This is a genomic window from Nocardiopsis camelliae, assembly GCF_028993595.1.
Taxonomy (GTDB): Bacteria; Actinomycetota; Actinomycetes; order Streptosporangiales; family Streptosporangiaceae; genus Nocardiopsis; species Nocardiopsis dassonvillei.
The window spans coordinates 5,196,569-5,217,043 of sequence record NZ_CP118614.1 but is presented as its reverse complement, the minus strand read 5'-3'; the positions used below and the strand labels follow the sequence as shown (position 1 = coordinate 5,217,043).

Sequence of the window (20,475 nt, the reverse complement as noted above, 5' to 3'; positions counted from 1 at the left end):
CTGGAACCGGCGCGAAAAGGCTTGGTTGGTCGTCCCCCGGCGCCCGAACGAGGGCACTGGGAAGATGGGGGAGATGCGATGCTGCGGACCTCGCCGGTACGGATCCTCGGCGAACGCGACCGGGAGGCCGTTCGCGCGCTCCTGGACGCCGACCCCGTGGGCAACGTCTTCGTCACCTCCCGCCTGATGGCCACCGGCCTCTCCGGCGGCCCCGGCGGCGCCGAGGTGTGGGGGCACACGGAGAGGGGGCGCCTGACCGCCCTGTGCTACTCGGGGGCCAACCTCGTCCCCGTCAACGCCGGACCGGCCGCGATCCGCAGCTTCGCCGACCACGCCCGGTGGAGGGGCCGCCGCTGCTCCTCGATCGTCGGTCCCGTCGACGCGGTCAGCGACTTCTGGCAGCAGGTCACCCCGGCGTGGGGGCCCGCCCGCGTCATCCGGGCCAGCCAGCCCGTCCTGGAGATCAGCGGCCCGCCCTCGGTGCCCGCCGACCCCCTGGTGCGCCGGGTCCAGCTGTCCGAGCTCAACACCATCGTGCCCGCCTGTGTGGCCATGTTCACCGAGGAGGTCGGCGTCCCGCCGGACTCCGGCGACGGCGGCGCGCTCTACCGTGCCCGGGTGGCCGAACTGGTGCGCACCGGCCGGGCCTTCGCCCGCATCGAGGACGGGCGCGTGGTGTTCAAGGCCGAGATCGGCGCGGTCACCCGGCACGCCTGCCAGGTCCAGGGCGTGTGGGTGCACCCGGACCTGCGCGGACAGGGACACTCCACGGCGGGGATGGCCGCCGTGGTCGAGTACGCGCTCGCCGAGATCGCGCCCCGCGTCACCCTCTACGTCAACGACTTCAACACCCCGGCCCGCGCCGCCTACGAGAGGGTGGGCTTCCGCCAGGTCGGCGAGGTCATGTCGGTGCTGTTCTGAGCGCACCGCGACCGGAGCGGCCGACGGCGTTCTGACGGACCTGTGTCAGATCCGCCCCCGCGCCGGGGCCGGGGGAGCGGCGGCCGGTTAGCCTGGTTCCAGGTCCGTGGCGCCCCGCGCCCTCTGCCACCCACGAGAGAGCGCCATGCAGCACAACCCGACCGGCCGCGCACGCCTGGGCCTGGCCCTCCTCCTCGGCCTGCTCGCCGTCCTGGGCCCCCTCAACATCGACATGTACCTGCCGGCCTTCCCCGACATCGCCGCGGACCTGGGGGCCAGCGCCTCCCACGTGCAGCTGAGCCTGACCACCTGCCTGGTCGGCCTCGCCGCGGGCCAGGTGGTGGTCGGCCCGATCAGCGACGCCCGGGGGCGCCGCGGCCCGCTCCTCACCTGCCTGGTCCTGTTCGTCCTGGCGTCGCTGCTGTGCGCCCTGGCCCCGAACATCGCCGTGCTGGTGCTGGCCCGCTTCCTCCAGGGGTTCACCGCCTCGGCCGGGGTCGTGCTCTCGCGCGCGGTCGTGCGCGACGTGTTCGACGGCACCGAGCTGACCCGGTTCTTCGCCCTGCTGATGGTGATCAACGCGGTCGCGCCCCTGATGGCGCCGATCGCGGGCGGCGCCATCCTGTGGCCGTCCTTCACGGGCTGGGAGGCCGTCTTCCTGGCCCTGGCGCTGCTGGGCGCGGTGATCGTCGTGATCGTGGCGCTGCGGCTGGAGGAGACCCTGCCGGTGGAGCGGCGCATCCCCGGCACGGTGGGCGGCACCCTGCGGACGGTGGGGGAGCTACTGCGGGACCGCGCCTTCCTCGGCTACGCGCTGGTGGTCGGCCTCGTGCACGGCGGCAGCTTCGCCTACGTCGCCGGGACGCCGTTCGTCTACCAGGACCTGTACGGGGTGTCGCCGCAGGTCTTCGGCGTGCTGTTCGGGATCAACGGTGCGGCCATCATCGCCGGGAGCTGGGCGGTGGGCCGCTTCAGCGCCCGCTTCGGTGAACGCGTCCTCCTGGTGTGCGCGGTCTCCGCCGCGGTGGCGGCGACCGGGGTGCTGCTCGCGGCGACGCTGCTGGACGGTCCGCTGGTGGCCCTCGTGGCGCCGATCTTCGTCTACATGACGTGCATGGGGATGATCCTCACCAGCTCCTTCGCCCTGGCCATGCGCGGCCAGGAGCGGCGGGCGGGCAGCGCCAGCGCCGTGCTGGGCGCGCTGCCCCCGCTGCTCGGCGCGGCGGTGGCGCCGCTGGTGGGCCTGGACGAGAGCACCGCCGTGCCGATGGGCGCCGTCCTGTTCACCACCTCCCTCCTGGGTCTGGGCGTCCTGCTGGCACTGACCTCGCCGCGCGTGCGCGGGCGCGTGGCCGACCCGGCCCCGTGACCCGCTCCGCGCGTTCAGCCGGTGAGCGCCGCCGGACCCATGAGGAAGCCGGGGTCCACCTGGGCGGCCAGGTCCGCGCCCTTGGCCCCGTTGCCCCAGGCCCGCGCGTTGCGCAGGTGGAACTCGGCCGACTGGCGGGTGAAGCGCTCCCAGTCCTTGGGCGCGGCGTCGGCCATGTCCCGCATCAGGGCCAGGGTCTTGACGTTGTCCTCCTCCAGCTCCGCCAGCTCCGGGTGGCGGCCCTTCTCCATCGAGCGCACGAACCCCGAGTGCGTCATCCACCCCGCCAGCGCGTCGCCCACGTGCTCGCGCAGGAACTCCACGTCCGACTCGTCCCGCACCTTGTTGCCGATCACGCGGATGGCGACCTCGTGGTCGCGGGCGTACTCGGCGTACTGCCGGTACACGCCCACGCCGCGCACGGTGGGCTCGGCGACCAGGAAGGTCACGTCGAAGCGGGTGAACATCCCCGAGGCGAAGGAGTCGGCGCCCGCGGTCATGTCCACGACCACGTACTCCCCGGGCCCGTCCACCAGGTGGTTGAGGTACATCTCGGCCGCGCCCACCTTGGAGTGGTAGCAGGACACGCCCAGGTCCGACTCGGCGAACGGGCCGGTGACCATGAGCGTGGCGCCCCGGACCAGCGCTCCGAAGCGGGCGTGCAGCGGGTTGTCCCCGGTCACCGTCAGCAGGCGCGACCCGCGGCCCGGCGGCGTGGTCTTGATCATCTCCCGTGCCGAGGCGATGCGCGGGTTGTCCCCGCGCAGCAGCTCCTTGATCTCGTCCAGGTGCGCGCCCAGGGGCGCAAGGGCGGCCAGGTCCTCCTCGGACGCCCCCAGCGCGGCGCCCAGGTTCTGGTTGATGTCGGCGTCGACGGCCACCACGGGCACGTGCTGGGCGGCCAGGTGGCGGGTGAACAGCGCGGACAGGGTGGTCTTGCCGCTGCCGCCCTTGCCGGCGAACGCGATCTTCATGTGAACCCTTCGGAACGTGGGTGTGCGCCGGGCGCGCGGCGGCTGCCCGCCCGCGACGGGGCGGGCCGACCGGGGCCCGGATGTGGGAACGATTATCGTTCCTGATGTTCGCGCTGTCAGCCGAACGGCCCCGTCGCGCCGCGTATTGCCAACGTGTTACACCTCACATGAGTGTCGCTGGAGTCGGGACTGTTTCCTTTGTCCATATCGGGGATGACACGTGACAGGGTTTTGTGGCCAATCCCCGACAGGGAGAACACGGGTGTGCTGTTCTGGAGCCAGCACACCCTTGTCTAAGGTGAGTGCAGGCGGCGCAACCCGCGCGTCCGTCGCGGGTGATTGGAGTGACCGGATGGCTGAGGCGAGGCAACTCCGGGAATACGTGCCCGCGGAGGCGCCGGAGGGCACGGCTCCGACCGCACCGACCATCGAGACGGGCGAACTCACCGGAGGGGTCACCGACCATACGGTGTGGAGCTGCGCCGGGAACCTGACCGCCGTGCGCTCCATCCGCTCCCGCGTGCGCGAGTTCCTCACCCGCATGAGCCACTCCGAGGGCTCCCTGGACGACGCCGAGCTGGCCGTCAGCGAGCTGGCCACCAACGCCCTGCTCCACTCGCGCTCCGGGCAGAGCGGCGGCGTCATGACGCTGTTCATCCGCTCCGACGACGGGCGCCTGCGCGTCGCGATCGCCGACCAGGGCGCGCGCGACGGCGAGAGCGAGCACACGCGGGAGGACGGCGACGACTTCGGCCGCGGCAAGCTCATCGTGGACAGCTGCGCCACCCGCAGCGGCGAGTACTGGAGCGACGCCACGCACGTGGCCTGGTTCGAGATCGATGACCACGCGGGGGAGACCGCAGAGGGCGGGCGTCCGGAGGCGGAAATGGCGGTCGACGACTGAGGCCGTGAACCGGAAGGGGTTGCGGACCGCCCCTGTCCGCCGTCACCGCGCAGCACGCGGCCTCCCGGCGGACGCCCGCGGCGCGGTCTCCCCGTCCGCCGCAAGGCACCCCGAGGCCCCTGTCCCCACCGTCAGCCTCAGCCGACGCCCGGATTCACGGCCTCACCGTCGGCCCCCGCCGCACCAGCGGCCCCGCGTCCCCCCGAACGCGTCCCGGGTCAGTAGGCCCCGCCGGCCGGCGGGTAGCCGATCCGCTCCGGCTCGGGCGTGCAGCGCACCGTCACCTGACGCCCCTCCGGCGGCGGGCAGTCCGCCCCCGTCAGCACGCAGGCCCCGGTCCACAGCGCCAGCGCCACCAGGGTCACCCGCGTGGCCTCGTCGCCGCGCTCGTCCACCGCCACCACGTCGTCGGCGGTCAGCTCCAGCAGGTCCCGCAGCTCCGAGAAGCGCCCCATGAGGTCGTTGTGCGGGTGCAGCGTGGTCAGGAGCCCCCCGCTGGTGTCCTCGTAGCCCAGGATGCCGTTGTCGAACAGACCGCGCGCCGGGCTGTACCCGTTGCCGTCGGGGCTGGGCTGCAACAGCTCCTCGAAGGGCGTGGTCCCCAGCGCCTGCCCGAACGCGATCACCTGCCGCACCCGCGAGCGCTCCGCCAGCTCCAGCGCCGTCTGCGCCATGTCCGCGCTGACCAGCAGCAGGCGGGTGTCGGTCTCGGTGAGCACCGCGCACTGGGTGTCCAGGTCGGAGGCGGTCGACAGGGGCAGCGCGCGCCCGCCCACGGCCATCACGGTGTAGGTGGCCAGGAACCGGTCCGGTGAGACCGGCGCGAGCACCCCCACGACGTCACCGAAGCACATGCCCCGGCGGCTGAGCCCCGCCGCGGCCTGCTCCACCTTGGCAGCGAACGACAGGGCGTCCACGCGGTGCCCGACCCCGCGGATCGATCCCCCCCGCGCGGGCCGCAACCGGAGCCGTTCGCACAGGCCCCCGGTCAGGGATCCGATCGGGTCGTCCCGGCGCGGCAGGTGGCGCCCCGGTCGTCCGGTTCCTGAAGACAGCCCTACCCCCATACGTACCCCCAGTTCGCCCATCAGGCGGCGGTACCGCCGTCCGGGCTCGTCACGCCCCCTCCACGTGGCGAACCCGGCGGCGACGCACCGGTCGGCGGATGCGGCGTCCCTCCCCAGGACGCAACCCGTGCCGACGCGGCCTCCCACCGGCCCCGGAGACCTCCCCGGGGCTGACGTCCGCCGGAAACCAGTGTCACACCGGTGTTCGACGGCCGTTTCCGGGACCCCGGCGACCGTGCCACCGCAGTGCCACGAACGTGGTGTCCCATGGCTTGAAGCCTAGCGCGTTCACAGCCAGATGCACATGCATATTGCTATGCACATGCATATGTAGATTCATTGCGGAAGGCGGTTCTCCCGGTGGCGAGCCGGGCTTAACAGGGCAGATCGGGCAGCTTAGTCCGAGGTCCGGTGGTGGCGTACCCACGACGTGATCTGCGTACGCGAGTGGAAGCCCATCTTGCGGTTGATGTTGGCCACGTGCCGCGCCGCAGTGGACGGGGTGATGAACAGTTCCCGGGCGATCTCCGGGTTGCTCCTGCCCCGGCTCACCAGGAGGGCCACCTCCAGCTCACGCGGGGTGAGCCGCTCCTCGGGGGTCACCGACTCCGGGTCAGGGACGGGCCCGCCCCGCTCCCGGCGCCCGCGCGCGGGAGGGCTGGGCGGCGCGGAACGGCGCGACGGCGGGCGCCGCGCCTCCTCCGCCAGCTGCTCTCCCTCGCGTACCGCGTTCGACAGGGCCAGCGTCCGGCCCTGCTCCCACCAGCCCACCAGCTGGCGGCGGCGCCGCCGGACCTTCTCCACGTCGGTGAACGGCCACGGCGCCTCGTACGTGGACAGCCCCAGCCGCTCGCGCACGCTCATCGCCGCGCCCGCCAGGCGGCAGGCGCCCTCGCGCAGCCCCGCCCCGAAGGACACCCGGGCGATCGCGGTCAGCGCGCGCGCCGCGTCCGCTCGCTGGCCCGTCGAGTGGCTCAGCAGCAGCCCCTCGCTCAGGTAGTCGTAGGCCTGTCCCGTGGACCCCTGGGCGTGCGCCACCCGGCCGATCCCGGCCAGGCAGCGCGCCTCCTCGGCCGCCGCCCCGATCAGCCGCTGGGTGTCCAGCGCCTCCCGGTAGCAGCGGTCCGCCGTCAACAGGTCGCCGCTGGCCTCCGCCGCGCACGCCTGGCCCATGAGGGTGACCCCCACGCCCCACCGGTGGTCGATCCCGCGCAGCAGCGTCAGCGCGGCGTTGTAGTGGTGGTCGGCCGTGGGGTGGTCGCCCTGCTGGGCGACCAGGGCCGCCCGGGTGCCCAGGGCGATCGCCTCGCCCCACAGGTCACCCGACTCGCGGCACAGCCGCAGAGCCTCCTCCACCCGCACCGCGGCCTGGTCCGACACGCGCTCGCGCACCTCGACCAGGGCGAGCAGGTTGAGCGCGACGCGGACGAACACGTCGTCCCCGGCCTCCCGGCACAGCCGCAGGCCCTCCTCGCCCAGCGAGACCGCCAGTTCGTGGTCGCGCCGCACCCGCGCCAGCTGGGCCCGGCCCACCAGCGCCCGCGCGCGCGAGGGCGCCTTGGCCGCGTCCTCCAGATCCAGCAGGCGGTCCATCCAGTGCGCCCCCTCGGAGTAGCTCTGGTGGCTCACCCAGTGCGCGGTCAGGCTCACGCACATCCGCAGGCCCGGTTCGGCGGCGCCGTGCTCCAGCGCCCAGCGCAGCAGGGAGCGCAGCGTGTCGTACTCGGCGATCACGCGCTGGCGCCCGGAGTCGCGCTCGCTCCAGGGCATGACCCGGCTCGACTCCAGCTTCTGGCCCAGGTCCTCGGCCAGGCGCAGCATCCGGTCCAGGAGCCTCTCCTGGAACAGCTCCGCCTCACCCGCCGCGACCAGCCGGGAGTGCGCGAACCGCTGCACGGCCTCGGGCAGCCGGTAGCGCACCCGGCCCTCGAACTCGCCGGTCACAGTGATCAGGGAGCGGTCCAGCAGGGACGTCACGAGGTCGAGGACGGCCGGTTCGGGCAGCGCCTCGTCGGCGCACACCTGCTCGGCCAGCTCCAGGTTCCAGCCCCGGAACACCGACAGGCGGCGCAGCAGCACCCGTTCGGCCTCGGGCAGCCCGCGGTACACGAAGTCCAGCACCACCGGCAGCATCTCGCTGCGCGGGACCGCCTGCCCCGGGCCGGGCTGGACCTCGGGGGAGGACAGGTGCTCGCGCAGACCGTCGACCAGCACGGCCGGCCCCACCCCGGGCGCGCTCGCGCCCAGCGCCTCGATCCCCAGCGGGATGCCGCCCGCCAGGTCGCACAGCTCCGTCACGGTCTCCATCTCCTCGCGCGAGAGCGAGAAGCGCGGGTCCCGGGCGCGGGCGCGGTCCATGAACAGCCGCACCGCCTCCGCGCCGGCGGGGTCGGGCTGGGGCCCCTTGCGCGCGGGCAGCGGCAGCGCCATCGGCGTCATCCGCCACACGGTGCCGCCCGACAGGCGGACGGGGGTCTCACTGGTGAGCAGGATCGACACGGACGGGCACGAGGCCAGCAGGGCCTCGCCGACCTCGGCCACCTCCTCGACGGCGTGCTCGCACGCGTCCAGCACCAGCAGCAGGTGGCGTTCGCACAGTGCCTCGGTCACCGTGACCGACAGCGGCTGCCCCGGCTCCTCCACCACGCCCACGGCGGCGGCCACCCGCGCGTACACCTCCAGGGTCGTGCGCGCGTCCGCCATGCCGACCATCCACACGCCGTCGGGGAACCACGCGGTGGACTGCTCGGCCACGCGTATCGCCAGACGCGTCTTGCCCAGCCCGTCGGTTCCGCTCAGCGTGACGGAGCGGCTGGAGCCGAGCAGACGGAGCAGGTCGCTCAGGTCCCGCTCACGGCCCACGAATCCGGTGCCCGGACGGGGGAGGTTGTGCCGCGCGGGCGCGGTCAAAGGTGCCATGGCCTTCACATGTAGGGGCTGTCGGGGGAGGTTCTCACCAGGGTCGGGGGGAAGGTCGGCAAGGGCGGACGTCGTAGGTGTGGGCTCTGGTACCCGGAGTTCCTGTCTTAGCGGGTGCACGCGCACTGTGCAAGTGCGTCCCCTCGACCGGGGCCGTGTCAGCCACCGTCACCCGGGACGGTCCAGCCGGTCAACTGCGTCCTCGAGGAAATCGAGAGTTTTCTGAAGATGTTCGCGATGTGACGGGCCGCCGTCGCGTGGCTGATGGTCAGCCGCTCGGCGATCTCGCGGTTGGACAGGCCCTGTTCGGCCAGTTCGGCCACCTCCCTCTCCCGGGGGGTCAGCGAATCCGGGCCCGAGGGCCCCGAGGTCTGGGGCCGGGGGAAGGCCAGCGCGCGGTCGAGCACCTGCTCCAGCGGCAGGGGGCGCCACGCGTTCCACGCCTCGGCGGTGCGCGTGGCGCCCACGCGCCGCTCCGCCGCCGACCGCAGCCGCAGGGTCTCGGCCGAGGGGCGGTCCAGCGCTGCCCTCAGGTCGGCGGCCACCCCCACCAGGGCGGCGGCCCGCTCGGCCTCCTCCTCGGCCAGGGCCAGTTCCGCCAGCGCTTCCAGGGCACGGGCCACCGCGAGCCTGCGTCCGGAGGTGAAGCTCACCCGCAGGCACGTCGCCAGGGGCTCCCGGGCGAGCAGCGTCTCGCCCTCGGCCAGGTACAGGCGGCCCAGTTCCCGGGCGCAGTGCGCGGTGGCCGGGGCGGCCTCCAGCTCGCCGAAGACCGACAGGGCGTCGGAGAACAGCTCCCGCGCCCGCGCGAAGTCGCCGCGCTCGGCGGCGATCGAGCCCAGTCCGTGCAGGGCGCGGGCCGCGCTCCAGCGGTCGCCGAGGTTGTCGGCCACCGCGACGCTGTGCTCCAGGAGGGCCGTGGCCCGTTCGGCCTCGCCGCGGCGGCGGGCCAGCTGGGCCAGCACGTCCAGCGTGGCCGCCTCGGTGATGGGGTCGCTGACCTGGGAGGCCCACACCCCGGCCCGCTCGGCGTGCTCCTGGCCCTCGTCCAGCGTCCCGGTGCGCAGGCACAGCGCCGCCAGGGCGGCCAGCGCGGAGGCGGCCGCTCCCGCCTCGCGGCAGGCCCGCGCCGCCTCCAGGGCGCACAGGGCCAGGGTGGACACGCGCGGCGCCGCGTCCAGGTCCAGCCGCAGCTCGGCGTGCAGGGCCAGGGCGCGCGCCCTCAGGTGCGGGGACTGCGCGTCGGGGTCGGTGGCCAGCGCCCGCTCCAGGAGGCGGCTGCCCTCGGCGGCCAGGTCGCGCACGATCCAGTAGGGGCGCAGCGCCACGCACACCCGCAGGGCCTCGTCCACGCGCCCGCGCGAGAGCGCCCAGTCCACCACGCGGGCGTGGTTCTCCCGGTGGTGGTCGAGCAGCCGCAGGTGCCCCAGGCGCTCGCCCCACGGCATCGGCGCGCAGCAGCTCTTGGCCCACTCCTCCAGACGGGCGACGCAGAAGCGCAGGTAGCGTTCCCAGCGGTCGTCCTCGCCGCCGCTGTCGGCCAGGTGCTCGGCGGCGTAGGCGCGCACCGTCTCGGTCAGCCGGTAGTGGGTGGTGCCGTCCACCTCGGCGTCCATCACCACCAGCGACTTGTCCAGCAGGGAGAAGTGCAGCGGCAGTATGTCGGCGGGGTCGACCCCCTCACCCGAGCAGACGTCCTCAGCGGCCTCCAGGTACCAGGTGGAGAACACCGACAACCGGTGCAGCAGGAGCCGCTCCGGCTCGGTGAGAAGGTCGTGGCTCCACTCCAGGACCGCGCGCAGCGTCCGCTGGCGCGGCGGCAGGTCCTCGGACCCGTCGCTGGTCAGCAGCTGGAACCGGTCGTCCAGGCGGCGCAGGATCTGCTGCACCGACAGCACCCGCACCCGTGCGGCGGCCAGCTCGATCGCCAGCGGCATGCCGTCCAGCATCCGGCAGATCTCCGCGATGTAACCGGAGTTCTCCCTGGTCATCTCGAACCCGGCGCGCGCGGCGTGCGCGCGGGTGACGAACAGGCGCACCGACTCGTAGCGCTGGGTGTCGCGCCGGGGGATGGGCGCGGGGTCGGCCGCGTAGGGGTCGGTGGGTGTGGGCCGCGCGGGCAGGGACAGCGGCGGCACCCGCCAGATGTTCTCCTCGGGAACGTGCAGGGGCTGGCGGCTGGTCACCAGGATGCGCACCCGGGGGCAGTCGCGCAGCACGGCCTGGCACAGCTGCGCCATCGGCCCCACGGCGTGCTCGCAGGTGTCCAGGAGCAGCAGCAGGTTGCGGGTGCGCAGCGAGGTGATGACGGCGTCCGTCATGGTGCGCGAGTCGTCCTGCACCGCCTGGAGGCTGCCCGCGACCGCGCGCAGCGCCTGGTCGTGGGTGGAGGCCTCGCTCAGGTCGACGAAGCGCACGCCGTCGGGGAACCGGCGCATGACGCGCTCGGCCAGGTGCAGGGCCAGGCGCGTCTTGCCGATACCGCCGGTACCGGTCAGCGTGACCATCCGGGCGGTGCCCAGGAGGCGGCCCAGGTCGACGATGTCGCGCTCGCGTCCGACGAAGCTGATGAACTCGCCGGCGGACAGGGGCAGGTTGTGGCGGGGAGGAGACATGGCCTCGATTACTAGGACACCGAAATCGGCCCGCGCCGCCGCTGCGGGGGCGGCGCGGGGAACGCCGTCCCCAGTGTCGCACCCGCCACCCCCGGTTGTCCTCCGAATGGCCGGTTCCGGCATGAGCGGACAGAAACCGCCCACGCCGGACCGGAAGGTGCTATGGAGCGGTTACTCCGCGCTTTCCGGGCCCTTCGGAGCCCAGGTGGCGGGGTCGGCCGGACCCTGCTCCCCCGACCCCATGTCCTTGACCTCGTGGCCGCCGTCCTCGCCGAACGGCGGGAACCACACGAAGGGGATGCCCTTCTTGGCGGCGTACTGGATCTGCTTGCCGACCTTGGCGGTGGAGTGGAACACCTCGGTGTTGAACCCGCGCCCGCGCAGCAGCTCCCCGGTGCGCAGGGCCTCCCTGCGGCGCTCGGCGCCGGGCACCACGACCATCACGTCGGTGGGGCAGGCGCGCCCCTCCTCGATCCGGCCCTCGGCGACGAGCTTGGCGAAGATGCGGGTGAGGCCGATCGAGATGCCCACGCCCGGCAGCCGCCTGCGGATGAACTGCCCGGCCAGGTCGTCGTAGCGCCCGCCCGCGCAGATGCTCCCGTAGCCGGGGTCGTCGTCGAAGGAGGCCTCGTAGACGGTGCCCGTGTAGTAGTCCAGGCCGCGGGCGATGGACAGGTCGGCCACGACGCTGCCCTCGGGCAGGTCGGCCAGGTCCTCCAGCACGAAGGAGAGCTCCTCCAGCCCCTCGTCGAGCAGCGCGGAGGAGACCCCGAGCCCGCGGACCCGCTCGGCGACGCCGGATCCGGCGCCGCGGACGCGGGCCAGCGCGAGGCAGGCGTCGGCCTGCTCGCCGGTCAGGCCGTCGGCCAGCAGGATCCCGCGCACGCCCTCGTCGCCGATCTTGTGCAGCTTGTCCACCGCGCGGATGACCGCGATCGGGTCCTTGATGCCCAGGCCCTCGTAGAAGCCCTGGAGGACCTTGCGGTTGTTGACGTTGAGCGTCCAGGCGGGCAGGTCCAGCCCGCTGAGCACCCGGTGCACGATGCGCGGCAGCTCGGCGTCGAAGTGCAGCGGGACGGAGTCGACGTTGATGACGTCGATGTCGCACTGGGTGAACTCGCGGAAGCGCCCCTCCTGGGGGCGCTCGCCCCGCCACACGCGCTGCATCTGGTAGCGCTTGAAGGGGAAGGACAGCTCGTTGAAGTGCTGGGCGACGTACCGGGCGAAGGGCACGGTGAGGTCGAAGTGCAGCCCGAGCCTGGCGTCGGAGTCGTCCTTGGCGTCGGCCTGGAGGCGGTGCAGGGTGTAGACCTCCTGGGAGGTCTCGCCCTTGGCCATCAGCACGTCGAGGTTCTCCACGGACGGCGTCTCCACCGACGCGAAGCCGAAGGACTCGAACCCGGCGCGGATATGGTCCAGCCAGCGCTGCTCCACGGCCCGGACCTGAGGGGACCACTCGGGGAAACCGCTGATGGGAGTGGGGCGGACGATGCGCTGATCGGACATGTGGGGTTCTCGGCTCACAGTTTCGTCTCGGCTTGCTGGCCCCGTCCGCGCCGCGCCGCGCGTACGCACGCGCGGGTTCGCTCGTCGGGCGGGGGGAGGGCCGGTCCAGTCTACGGGGAACCCGGTCGGGAGGGCGGCGAGACGGACTGCCCGCCGCCGCGACCGCTCGCCGCGGTTCGGCCACCACCGGCCCACGTGGACGGTTGTGGGCCGGTGGGGCGCTGGCGCGCCGGACCGGAGTGTCGACCGGACCGACGTCGAAGAGCGGGACGTCGGTGGGTGGCCCTGGGACCGGGGCGCCGCCTGGGCTCCCGCGGATGGTCGCGTCCTCGTGCCAGGAGTCTTCTCCGCGACCGCACTTGCCGGTGCGGGGGCCCTGCCTCCACCGTAGACTCCGGGGACCCCGCCGGACAGGGATCGGCGCGGCCGAAAGCGGCCGAAAATGACCGCTCACAATGTCGTAAAGTCGACCTTCCGGGGTACAGGTGTGTGCTTACCTGTTCACGGTCGGTTTCGGGCGGAGGACGCACCGCCACGCGACGGCCACCACTACTCCCGCGACTCCTCCTCTGCCCGGGAGCCGCGGACCCCACGAGCCGACCGGTGTGGCGTGCCGCACCACTGAGCCAAAACGCCTTCCCCACCGGCCATCCGGTGTTAGGTTCCAGGAACGGTGCCTCCCGCGTCGGTACCGACCCCGATGGGTCGCGTACCCCGAGGACCGGACCGTGCGCGCCGTCCGTCCCGCTGGCCCGGCACTCCCGCTAGGACTAACTGTGATCGATCCAGTCAACAGCACGAACAACGCCCACGCCTCAACCGCCTTGTCCACCAAGATCATCGTCGCCGGGGGGTTCGGGGTCGGCAAGACCACGTTCGTCGGCGCCGTCTCGGAGATCCCGCCCGTGCGCACCGAGGCCGCGGTCACCGCCGCCAGCGCGGGCGTGGACGACCTCTCCCACACCCCGGACAAGACGAGCACCACGGTCGCGATGGACTTCGGCCGCATCTCGCTGGACACCGACCTGACCCTCTTCCTGTTCGGGACCCCGGGCCAGCAGCGCTTCTGGTTCATGTGGGACGACCTGGTCCGGGGCGCGCTGGGTGCCGTGATCCTGGCCGACACCCGCCGCCTGGAGGACACCTTCCAGGCGCTGGACTACTTCGAGCGCCAGTACCGGCTGCCCTTCGTCGTCGCCGTCAACGAGTTCGACCCCGAGAACCTCCACAGCGCCGAGGAACTGCGCGACGCCCTGGACCTGACCCCGGACGTGCCCGTCGTGTACTGCGACGCCCGCGACCGCAACTCCGTCGTCCGGGTCCTGGTGACCCTGGTCAAGCACGCCATGGCGGTGGAGGCCCGCCAGCGCCGCCAGCGCCAGCTCGCCTGAGCCGACGGGCGCCCCGTGGCGGACCGGGGGCGGTTTCGACGCAACCGTCCGCACATGTGGGCGCCCGGGGTTCTCTCAACGGTTGTGTCCGGCGTTACCCTGTGGTGGTGTTCGGACGAATGGCGGAAGGCGTTCGCCGCTTCCTGGGCAAGCCCGGTGCGGTGGATCTGCGGCCCTATACCAAGCTCCTGTCGGCGATCGAGGCCGAGGAGGATGGTCTGCGTGAGCTCAGCGACACCGAGCTGACGGAGAAGGCCATCGAACTCGGCAACGCCGAACTCCCCTACGAGCGCGACGACCTCGTGTCGCTGTGCGCGGTCGGCCGCGAGGCCGCCCGGCGCTCACTCGACGAGCGGCCCTTCGACGTGCAGCTCCTCGGCGTCATGGCCCTGCTCGACGGCCACGTCGCGGAGATGGCCACGGGTGAGGGCAAGACGCTGGCGGGCGCCCTCGCCGCCGCCGGGTTCGCCCTGCGCGGCCGGCGCGTGCACCTGCTCAGCGTCAACGACTACCTGGCCCGGCGCGACGCCGAGTGGATGCGCCCCCTCTATGACATGCTCGGCGTCACCGTGGGCTGGATCACCGAGGACTCCACCCCCCAGGAGCGGCGCGCCGCCTACTCCTGCGAGGTGACCTACGCGGCCGTCAGCGAACTGGGCTTCGACGTCCTGCGCGACCGCATGGTCACCGACATCGCCGACCGGGTCGTGCCGCCGCCGCACGTGGCGATCATCGACGAGGCCGACTCGGTGCTCGTCGACGAGGCCCGCGTCCCACTGGTCCTGGCCGGGGCCGCGGAGAGCGTGGACGCCGACGTGGAGATGGCCGACGTCGTGCGCGGGCTCAAGCCGCGCCTGCACTACGAGATCGACGGCGAGGGGCGCAACGTCCAGCTCACCGACGCCGGGATCGACGCGGTGGAGAAGGCGCTGGACGGGGTCGACCTGTACTCCGAGGACGACACCTCCGTCCTGCCGCAGGTCAACCTGGCCCTGCACGCGCACGTGCTGCTCCAGCGCGACGTCCACTACGTGGTGCGCGACGGCGAGGTCCGCCTCATCAACGAGTCGCGCGGGCGCATCGCCCTCCTCCAGCGCTGGCCGGACGGCCTCCAGGCCGCGGTCGAGGCCAAGGAGAAGGTGGCGCTCAGCGAGACCGGCGAGGTGCTGGACTCCATCACCGTGCAGTCGCTGGTCCTGCGCTACCCCACGCGCGCCGGTATGACCGGTACCGCGATGGCCGTCGCCGAACAGCTCCGCGAGTTCTACGAGCTGGAGGTCGCGGTCATCCCCTCCAACAAGCCCAACGTCCGCGAGGACCACGGCTCGCGCCTGTACGCCACGCGCGAGGAGAAGGAGGACGCCCTCATCGCCAAGGTGGAGGAGGTCCACAAGTCCGGACGGCCGATCCTCATCGGCACCCAGGACGTGGCCGAGTCCGAGCTGTTGGCCGGGCGCCTGCGAGAGGCCGGGCTGGAGTGCGTGGTCCTCAACGCCAAGAACGACGCCGACGAGGCGGCCATCATCGCGGAGGCGGGCACCCACGGCGCCGTCACCGTCTCCACCCAGATGGCCGGGCGCGGCACCGACATCCGCCTGGGCGGCAGCGACATGGCCGACCGCGAGCGGGTGGTGGAGACGGGCGGCCTGTACGTGATGGGCTTCGGCCGCTACCCCAGCAGCCGTCTGGACGGGCAGCTGCGCGGCCGCGCCGGGCGCCAGGGCGACCCGGGCGACTCCATCTTCTTCGTCAGCATGGACGACGACCTGGTGGTCAACCACGCCCCCGAGACCACGGGCTACCAGACCGCCTCCGACGGTGAGATCACCGACCAGGGCTGGCTGGGCATGGTCGACCACGCGCAGCGCGTGTCCGAGGGCCAGCTGCTGGAGGTGCACCGCAACACCTGGCGGTACAACCAGCTGATCGACGTGCAGCGCGACGTGGTCCTGGAGCACCGGGAGATGGTCCTGACCGGGGACCAGGGCGACCGGCAGATCAGGGCCGACCGCCAGAAGCGGCACGAGGAGCTGCTTGAGGAGCTCGCCGGGAAGGGAGCCGGGGCGGAGGAGGACGCCGGAGGCGGCGCCGACGCCGAGGAGGAGGCGAACGGGAAGGTAGCCCGGGCGGCCCGCCTCATCACCCTCTACCACCTGGACCGGGGCTGGACCGACCACAACGCCTTCCTGTCGGAGCTGCGCGAGGGCATCCACCTGCGCTTCCTGGGCCGCCGGGACCCGCTGGACGAGTTCAACCGCGACGCGGTGCCGGTCTTCAAGGGCTTCCTGGACGACGCGCGCGCCCGGGCGGCCGAGAGCTTCGAGGAGCTGGAGGCCGTGGACGGCGAGCTGGACGTGAGCTCGGTGGGCGTCAAGCGCCCGTCGATGACGTGGACGTACATGGTGCACGACCACCCGTTCAGCTCCGCGTTCGAGACCCTGGTGGGCAGGCTCAAGGGAGGCCGGGGGAGCGGGAGCTGACCATTCCCCCGCAAACTGATGCGCGGGTCGGGACCAAAGTCCCGGCCCGCGCATTACTTTTGTCAGCTACTCTGCTCGAAACGCCCCACAAGCCCGAAAACGGCATCACCAATTGCCCCGTCCGGGTTAACATGGCTGCGTTTTCAACGGAACCCGAGACGGTTGGGACGAAATTCACCGTGGTCCACGAGGTCGGTGCGCAGGAGAAGATCAGTTATGGACGGAACGACCGATTCGAGGGCGGTCCGGTGGGCGGGGGCAGTTTCTGGGTGGATGAGGACGGCCACCCGGTCGCCAAGATCGGTGGGCCGAAGGAGTGGCGGCCCACGCCCATGATCGACGTCCGGGTGGGCGACGTGTTCAGCGTCGGCGGACAGGCGTGGAGGGTGACCGACATTGTCGACGCGGATACTCCCTCCGCATATCTGCTGGCCACGCGAATAAGTTGACTCCAGGCCCCGGGCGAGTGCCCGGGGTCTTCGTTTTCCTTCTTCCGGCGGGGGGCCGCAACCCCGTGCAACCTTTTACCGGAGGGGGCTGCCGGATACCCCGGTTTCGCCGCCGCCCGTCTTTTCGGGAGCCGGCTGGCGAGGTTTTGTGGTTTGTGTGGCCTGTGGGGCACCGGGGGTTCCAGAGGCGAAGTGCCGGTGAAGAACGGGCATCGGTGCAGGTCAAGGAAGAGGGCGGCGCGCCCACCAGCGCGAATCGAGACGTTCCGGTTATCTGATGGAGGGTGTTCGCGTTACCGGTTCCTCGTTAACGTCTGTGGAGCAAGGCGCGCCCCGGCAGCGGCCGCAGGGAGGGTCCCCCCGCTCTCGGAGAGTCCACGGGCCGCTGCGCCCTGCCGCCCCAAGGCCGGTCCCAGGGGCTGTCCCCCGCCCCTGGGCCTGGCCGCCCCGCGTAGGCGGGGAGGTCCTCTCCGTCCCCCCGCGTCGCGCGCGGGGCCCGGTTCTCCCGCGCGTGCGCGCGTCCTTCGCCGCGCGCCGTCCCGGCGCCTACCGGCCTCTGCGCCGGGCGGAGATTAGATCCTGTTCCATCCGGTGCTGAGGGCTGCGCGCCCCGGTTCTCATGGTGGGGTCCGTGAAACCGGGTCTTGCGGTAGAACGCGTTTCAGTATTAGTCTCTGGAGGTGCCTGCCCCGGTGAGGGCGCCCGGCGGCCCGACCGCGGGGCGTCAGCGGACGGCAGGCGAGGACGGTCGTCCGTCGAAGTCGGATCGCGCCCCGACTCCGGCGGACGGCGTCCGTTCCCCCGTGGCCGCCCGCGCCCGGCCGCTAGGAGAGCAGGCGGCACAGTTCGCCGAAGGTGGGGCACGGCCAGGCCAGGCGGCACCCCCGGCAGCGGTCCCCGTCCTCGTCGTCGGGGGCGTGCAGGTGCAGCAGGTCCACGCAGATCCCGGCCAGGGCGGACACCTCCTCGCGCGCGTTCGCGTAGAAGGCGACGTCGTTGATCCGGGACAGGGCGCTGGAGCGGCCCGAGGACGGGATGCCGACCGTGTCCGGCTCCCAGGGGACCGCGCGCGCAGAGCGCTCCCGGATGCCCAGGACGCACTGGAGCACTCGCGCGTGCTCGGAGGGGTGTCCCCTCCCCGACGCTGGTCTGGTGAACGGCGACATCGCTGATCTCCCCCACCACGTGGATACGCAGCCTCACGTGGTAACACAGCGTATACCCAGCATTGCTCCTTGTCGCGACACGCGGAGGCGGGGCGGGCAGAGAAGGGGCGGCGGGCCGCCCGGGGGAGGGACGGCCCGCCGGAAGGGGAGACGGGTTCTGGTTGGACGAGGGGTCAGCCGCAGCCTCCGCCGCAGTTGCAGGAGCCGCCGCTCTGACAGCCGCAGCCGCAGCCCGAACCGCAGCTGCACCCGCGCAGGTCGGGGGTCGTGGTCGTCCGGTGGGTCACAGTCCCTCCAAGGGGATCGACAGCACCCGTGCGCGATCACGCCGGAGCCTCCCCGGTGGGAGGGGGCGTCACGGGCGCGTTTCCCGCAGGAGACCGTGCCCGTTCGCCGCCGCCGCCAACCGGCGCGGGTGCCGACGCCGCCGGGCCCGGGCGCGCCCCGCGGCTTTCGCGGGGCGCACTGACCTGTGCGGAGGGCCGACGGGGATCAGGCGAAGAAGGTCGGCGCGACCGCCGGGCGGCGTGTCATTCGGTAGAGCCAAACCTGACCGACGAACATGACCGGAATTACGGGAACGAGGGTCACCCACACGAACACCGCGGTCGTGGAGGGGATCGGCTCCCAGGGCAGCTCCGGTACGGCCAGTGCCACGAGCAGACCGGGGACGGCGATCGCTACCGCCGACGTGTGCCGCGACAGCATCGGACCCGCCAGGCCGCTCGTCGCCGCCAGGGCCGCCAGCAGCACCGCGGCCAGCGCGACCGCGGGCCCGGGGGACAGCTCCGGGCCGCCGGGCAGCGCCGCCGCGACCGCCGCCAGCGCCACCGCCCCCAGGGCCAGGCGCGCCAGCGGGCGCGTGTCCCGGGCGGCCACGTCCGCGCTCTCGGAGTCGGCCGGACCGACCAGCCGCTCGGCCCCGAAGGCCGCGCCGCGCAGCGCGAACAGCGCCGTGACGGCGACCGCGCACAGCGGCGTGAACGCGCTCGCGGTGAGGCCGCCCGCGAGCAGACCCGCCACCACCAGGCCCCACGCGGCGGCCAGGGCCCAACTGCCCCCGACGAGCGCGCAGTCGCAGACCAGCCGCCAGCGGCCGCCGTCCACGCGGGCGCGCAGCCACAGCCCCGCGTCGCGGACCAGCCACCCGGCCAGCAGGACGGCGAGCACGGGCCACAGTTCGGCGACCACGTGGTGCTCCAGGACGGGGAACAGGCCCGCCAGGACCCCGAACGCGGCGACCAGCCACACCTCCGAGGCCAGGAAGTAGGGGGCGACGGCGGCGACCACGCGGCGGCGCTGCCCGGGGCCGCGCGCCAGGCGCGGCATCAGCATGCCCAGGCCGATGTCGGCACCGGCCAGGACGAGGTAGCCCACGACGAGGAGGGCGAGGAGTGCGGAGGAGAGGAGGTCCATGGCTTGCGGCCTTCCGGGCTCAGTACGTGTGGACGGGTGCGGCGCGCCCACCGGGCTCCGCGGGGTCCTCGGGCGGTCGTGTGCGCGGCTCGGCCAGCGGTCCGCCCTCGGGGCCGCGCCGCGCGTAGCGCACCAGGAGCCAGTAGGTGACGGCGGCCAGGACCGCGAAGGCGACGGTGAAGAAACCGAAGGAGAGCACAGCCGCGACCGGGGACAGGGGGGTCACCGCGTCGGCCGTGGTCAGGTGGTGCACGACCGTCCACGGCTGGCGGTTGGTCTCCCGGAACACCCAGCCGCCGACGCTGGCCAGGTAGGGCAGGAACGGCGTCACCACCAGCGGGGCGAGGAACCACCTCCAGCGGTCGAGTCCGCCGAGGGGCCAGGCCAGCAGCATCAGCGGGCCCAGGAGGAACATCAGCGCCCACGACGTCATCATCACCAGGTTGCCGGTCGTGTTGGCCGCCTCCAGGAGGGGACCGCCCGGGTTCGCCGCCTCGATCGCCGCGATCTCCTCGGCGGTGTGGGTCAGCCCGCTCGTGGGCGGGCCCTGGCCGAACAGCTCGAACTGCACCCCGCCGAAGGCCGCCACGGGTACCGGCACGACGCACAGGACCAGCGTCGCGTAGCGGATTCCGCGCCGGAAGACGCCGTGCGCGTCGTCGCCCCGGACGAGGTGGTGGGCGCTGGTCGCGGCCACGACCAGGGCGCCGACCAGCAGGGCCCCGGTGACGACGTGGCCGAAGGCCAGCACGGCCGCCGGGTTGGTCATCAGCGCGACGGGGTCGGTCAGGTGCGCCACCCCGTCGACCATCTCGAAGCCCACGGGGTTGCGCAGGAAGCCGTTGGAGACCAGCACCCACCACGCCGAGGCGTACGCCGTCGCGGTGACCACGGCGAAGCAGGCCAGGTGCGCCCACCGGCCCATGCGGTCCCACCCGAAGATCCACAGCCCCAGGAACGTGGACTCGACGAAGAACGCGGTCATCGTCTCCAGCGCCAGGGGAGCGGCGAAGGTGTAGCCGAACATCCCGTGCAGGCCGCTCCAGTTCAGCGCGAGCTGGAGTTCCATCACCAGCCCGGACAGGACGCCCATCCCGTAGTTGACCAGGTACAGGCCGCCCCAGAACCGCACGGCGGTCATCCGGGAGCGGTCGCCGCGCAGGGTGGCGACCAGCTGGATCGTGAGGAGGTAGGGGGCCAGCCCGAGGGTCAGGGCCACGAACACGTAGTGGGTGGCGGCGGTCAGCGCGAACTGGAGCCGCGCCAGCAGAAGGGGGTCTTCGAACATCGTCGGGCCT

14 protein-coding genes are annotated in these 20,475 nt (G+C 72.9%); 6 read left to right on the top strand and 8 right to left on the bottom strand.

Annotated features, from left to right (window positions below; genetic code table 11):
* Window positions 1-78 precede the first annotated feature (78 nt).
* Window positions 79-921 (top strand): GNAT family N-acetyltransferase, encoded by an 843-nt coding sequence (locus PV789_RS22735; protein WP_274974472.1) that lies wholly within the window; start codon window positions 79-81, stop codon window positions 919-921.
* A 145-nt stretch (window positions 922-1,066) separates the two neighbouring features.
* A complete protein-coding gene (locus PV789_RS22730) occupies window positions 1,067-2,290 on the top strand; it encodes a multidrug effflux MFS transporter (RefSeq protein WP_274974471.1) in 1,224 nt (407 codons plus the stop codon).
* 14 nt (window positions 2,291-2,304) lie between these two features.
* On the opposite strand, the gene PV789_RS22725 is transcribed toward PV789_RS22730, so the two are convergent.
* Window positions 2,305-3,264 carry an ATP-binding protein gene (locus PV789_RS22725; RefSeq protein ID WP_274974470.1) on the bottom strand — a complete coding sequence of 320 codons (960 nt, stop codon included), beginning with the start codon at window positions 3,262-3,264 and terminating at the stop codon, window positions 2,305-2,307.
* Window positions 3,265-3,616: 352 nt separating this feature from the next.
* Here PV789_RS22725 and PV789_RS22720 point away from each other — a divergent pair, with 352 nt between their 5' ends.
* The gene (locus PV789_RS22720; protein ID WP_274974469.1) at window positions 3,617-4,168 is read left to right on the top strand and encodes an ATP-binding protein; all 552 of its coding nucleotides are present in this window, start codon (window positions 3,617-3,619) and stop codon (window positions 4,166-4,168) included.
* Window positions 4,169-4,386: 218 nt separating this feature from the next.
* Here the strand turns inward: PV789_RS22720 and PV789_RS22715 are convergent, their stop codons facing one another.
* The 4 genes from PV789_RS22715 to hisS form a co-directional block, all read right to left on the bottom strand.
* Window positions 4,387-5,382 carry an AMP-binding protein gene (locus PV789_RS22715; protein ID WP_274974468.1) on the bottom strand — a complete coding sequence of 332 codons (996 nt, stop codon included), beginning with the start codon at window positions 5,380-5,382 and terminating at the stop codon, window positions 4,387-4,389.
* 249 nt (window positions 5,383-5,631) lie between these two features.
* Complete coding sequence (locus tag PV789_RS22710) at window positions 5,632-8,145, bottom strand: LuxR C-terminal-related transcriptional regulator (RefSeq protein ID WP_274978219.1); 2,514 nt, start codon at window positions 8,143-8,145, stop codon at window positions 5,632-5,634.
* A 167-nt stretch (window positions 8,146-8,312) separates the two neighbouring features.
* Window positions 8,313-10,769: an ATP-binding protein gene (locus PV789_RS22705; protein ID WP_274974467.1), complete on the bottom strand. Its 2,457-nt coding sequence runs from the start codon at window positions 10,767-10,769 to the stop codon at window positions 8,313-8,315.
* Between the two features lie 171 nt (window positions 10,770-10,940).
* Window positions 10,941-12,275: a histidine--tRNA ligase gene (gene hisS, locus PV789_RS22700; RefSeq protein WP_274974466.1), complete on the bottom strand. Its 1,335-nt coding sequence runs from the start codon at window positions 12,273-12,275 to the stop codon at window positions 10,941-10,943.
* Between the two features lie 776 nt (window positions 12,276-13,051).
* Between hisS and PV789_RS22695 the strand changes: the two genes are divergently transcribed.
* From PV789_RS22695 to PV789_RS22685, 3 genes are all read left to right on the top strand, one after another.
* Window positions 13,052-13,666, top strand: a complete 615-nt coding sequence (locus tag PV789_RS22695; protein WP_274974465.1) for a GTP-binding protein — start codon at window positions 13,052-13,054, stop codon at window positions 13,664-13,666.
* Window positions 13,667-13,785: 119 nt separating this feature from the next.
* Complete coding sequence (gene secA2 / locus PV789_RS22690) at window positions 13,786-16,146, top strand: accessory Sec system translocase SecA2 (protein WP_274974464.1); 2,361 nt, start codon at window positions 13,786-13,788, stop codon at window positions 16,144-16,146.
* Window positions 16,147-16,325: 179 nt separating this feature from the next.
* Window positions 16,326-16,595 (top strand): DUF6406 domain-containing protein, encoded by a 270-nt coding sequence (locus tag PV789_RS22685; protein WP_274974463.1) that lies wholly within the window; start codon window positions 16,326-16,328, stop codon window positions 16,593-16,595.
* 824 nt (window positions 16,596-17,419) lie between these two features.
* On the opposite strand, the gene PV789_RS22680 is transcribed toward PV789_RS22685, so the two are convergent.
* The 3 genes from PV789_RS22680 to PV789_RS22670 all read right to left on the bottom strand — a co-directional run bounded on the left by PV789_RS22680 (window position 17,420) and on the right by PV789_RS22670 (window position 20,465).
* The gene (locus PV789_RS22680; RefSeq protein ID WP_368045802.1) at window positions 17,420-17,761 is read right to left on the bottom strand and encodes a hypothetical protein; all 342 of its coding nucleotides are present in this window, start codon (window positions 17,759-17,761) and stop codon (window positions 17,420-17,422) included.
* Between the two features lie 492 nt (window positions 17,762-18,253).
* Window positions 18,254-19,177 (bottom strand): cytochrome d ubiquinol oxidase subunit II, encoded by a 924-nt coding sequence (locus PV789_RS22675; RefSeq protein ID WP_274974461.1) that lies wholly within the window; start codon window positions 19,175-19,177, stop codon window positions 18,254-18,256.
* A 19-nt stretch (window positions 19,178-19,196) separates the two neighbouring features.
* Window positions 19,197-20,465 (bottom strand): cytochrome ubiquinol oxidase subunit I, encoded by a 1,269-nt coding sequence (locus PV789_RS22670; RefSeq protein WP_274974460.1) that lies wholly within the window; start codon window positions 20,463-20,465, stop codon window positions 19,197-19,199.
* Window positions 20,466-20,475: the final 10 nt, after the last annotated feature.

What these genes read in the sequence shown, in the direction of transcription:
- PV789_RS22735 (WP_274974472.1), top strand. Translation starts at nt 79, where the DNA reads ATGCTGCGGACCTCGCCGGTACGGATCCTCGGCGAACGCGACCGGGAG.
- PV789_RS22730 (WP_274974471.1), top strand. Translation starts at nt 1,067, where the DNA reads ATGCAGCACAACCCGACCGGCCGCGCACGCCTGGGCCTGGCCCTCCTC.
- PV789_RS22725 (WP_274974470.1), bottom strand. Translation starts at nt 3,264, where the DNA reads ATGAAGATCGCGTTCGCCGGCAAGGGCGGCAGCGGCAAGACCACCCTG.
- PV789_RS22720 (WP_274974469.1), top strand. Translation starts at nt 3,617, where the DNA reads ATGGCTGAGGCGAGGCAACTCCGGGAATACGTGCCCGCGGAGGCGCCG.
- PV789_RS22705 (WP_274974467.1), bottom strand. Translation starts at nt 10,769, where the DNA reads ATGTCTCCTCCCCGCCACAACCTGCCCCTGTCCGCCGGCGAGTTCATC.
- hisS (WP_274974466.1), bottom strand. Translation starts at nt 12,275, where the DNA reads ATGTCCGATCAGCGCATCGTCCGCCCCACTCCCATCAGCGGTTTCCCC.
- secA2 (WP_274974464.1), top strand. Translation starts at nt 13,786, where the DNA reads ATGGCGGAAGGCGTTCGCCGCTTCCTGGGCAAGCCCGGTGCGGTGGAT.
- PV789_RS22680 (WP_368045802.1), bottom strand. Translation starts at nt 17,761, where the DNA reads ATGTCGCCGTTCACCAGACCAGCGTCGGGGAGGGGACACCCCTCCGAG.
- PV789_RS22675 (WP_274974461.1), bottom strand. Translation starts at nt 19,177, where the DNA reads ATGGACCTCCTCTCCTCCGCACTCCTCGCCCTCCTCGTCGTGGGCTAC.
- PV789_RS22670 (WP_274974460.1), bottom strand. Translation starts at nt 20,465, where the DNA reads ATGTTCGAAGACCCCCTTCTGCTGGCGCGGCTCCAGTTCGCGCTGACC.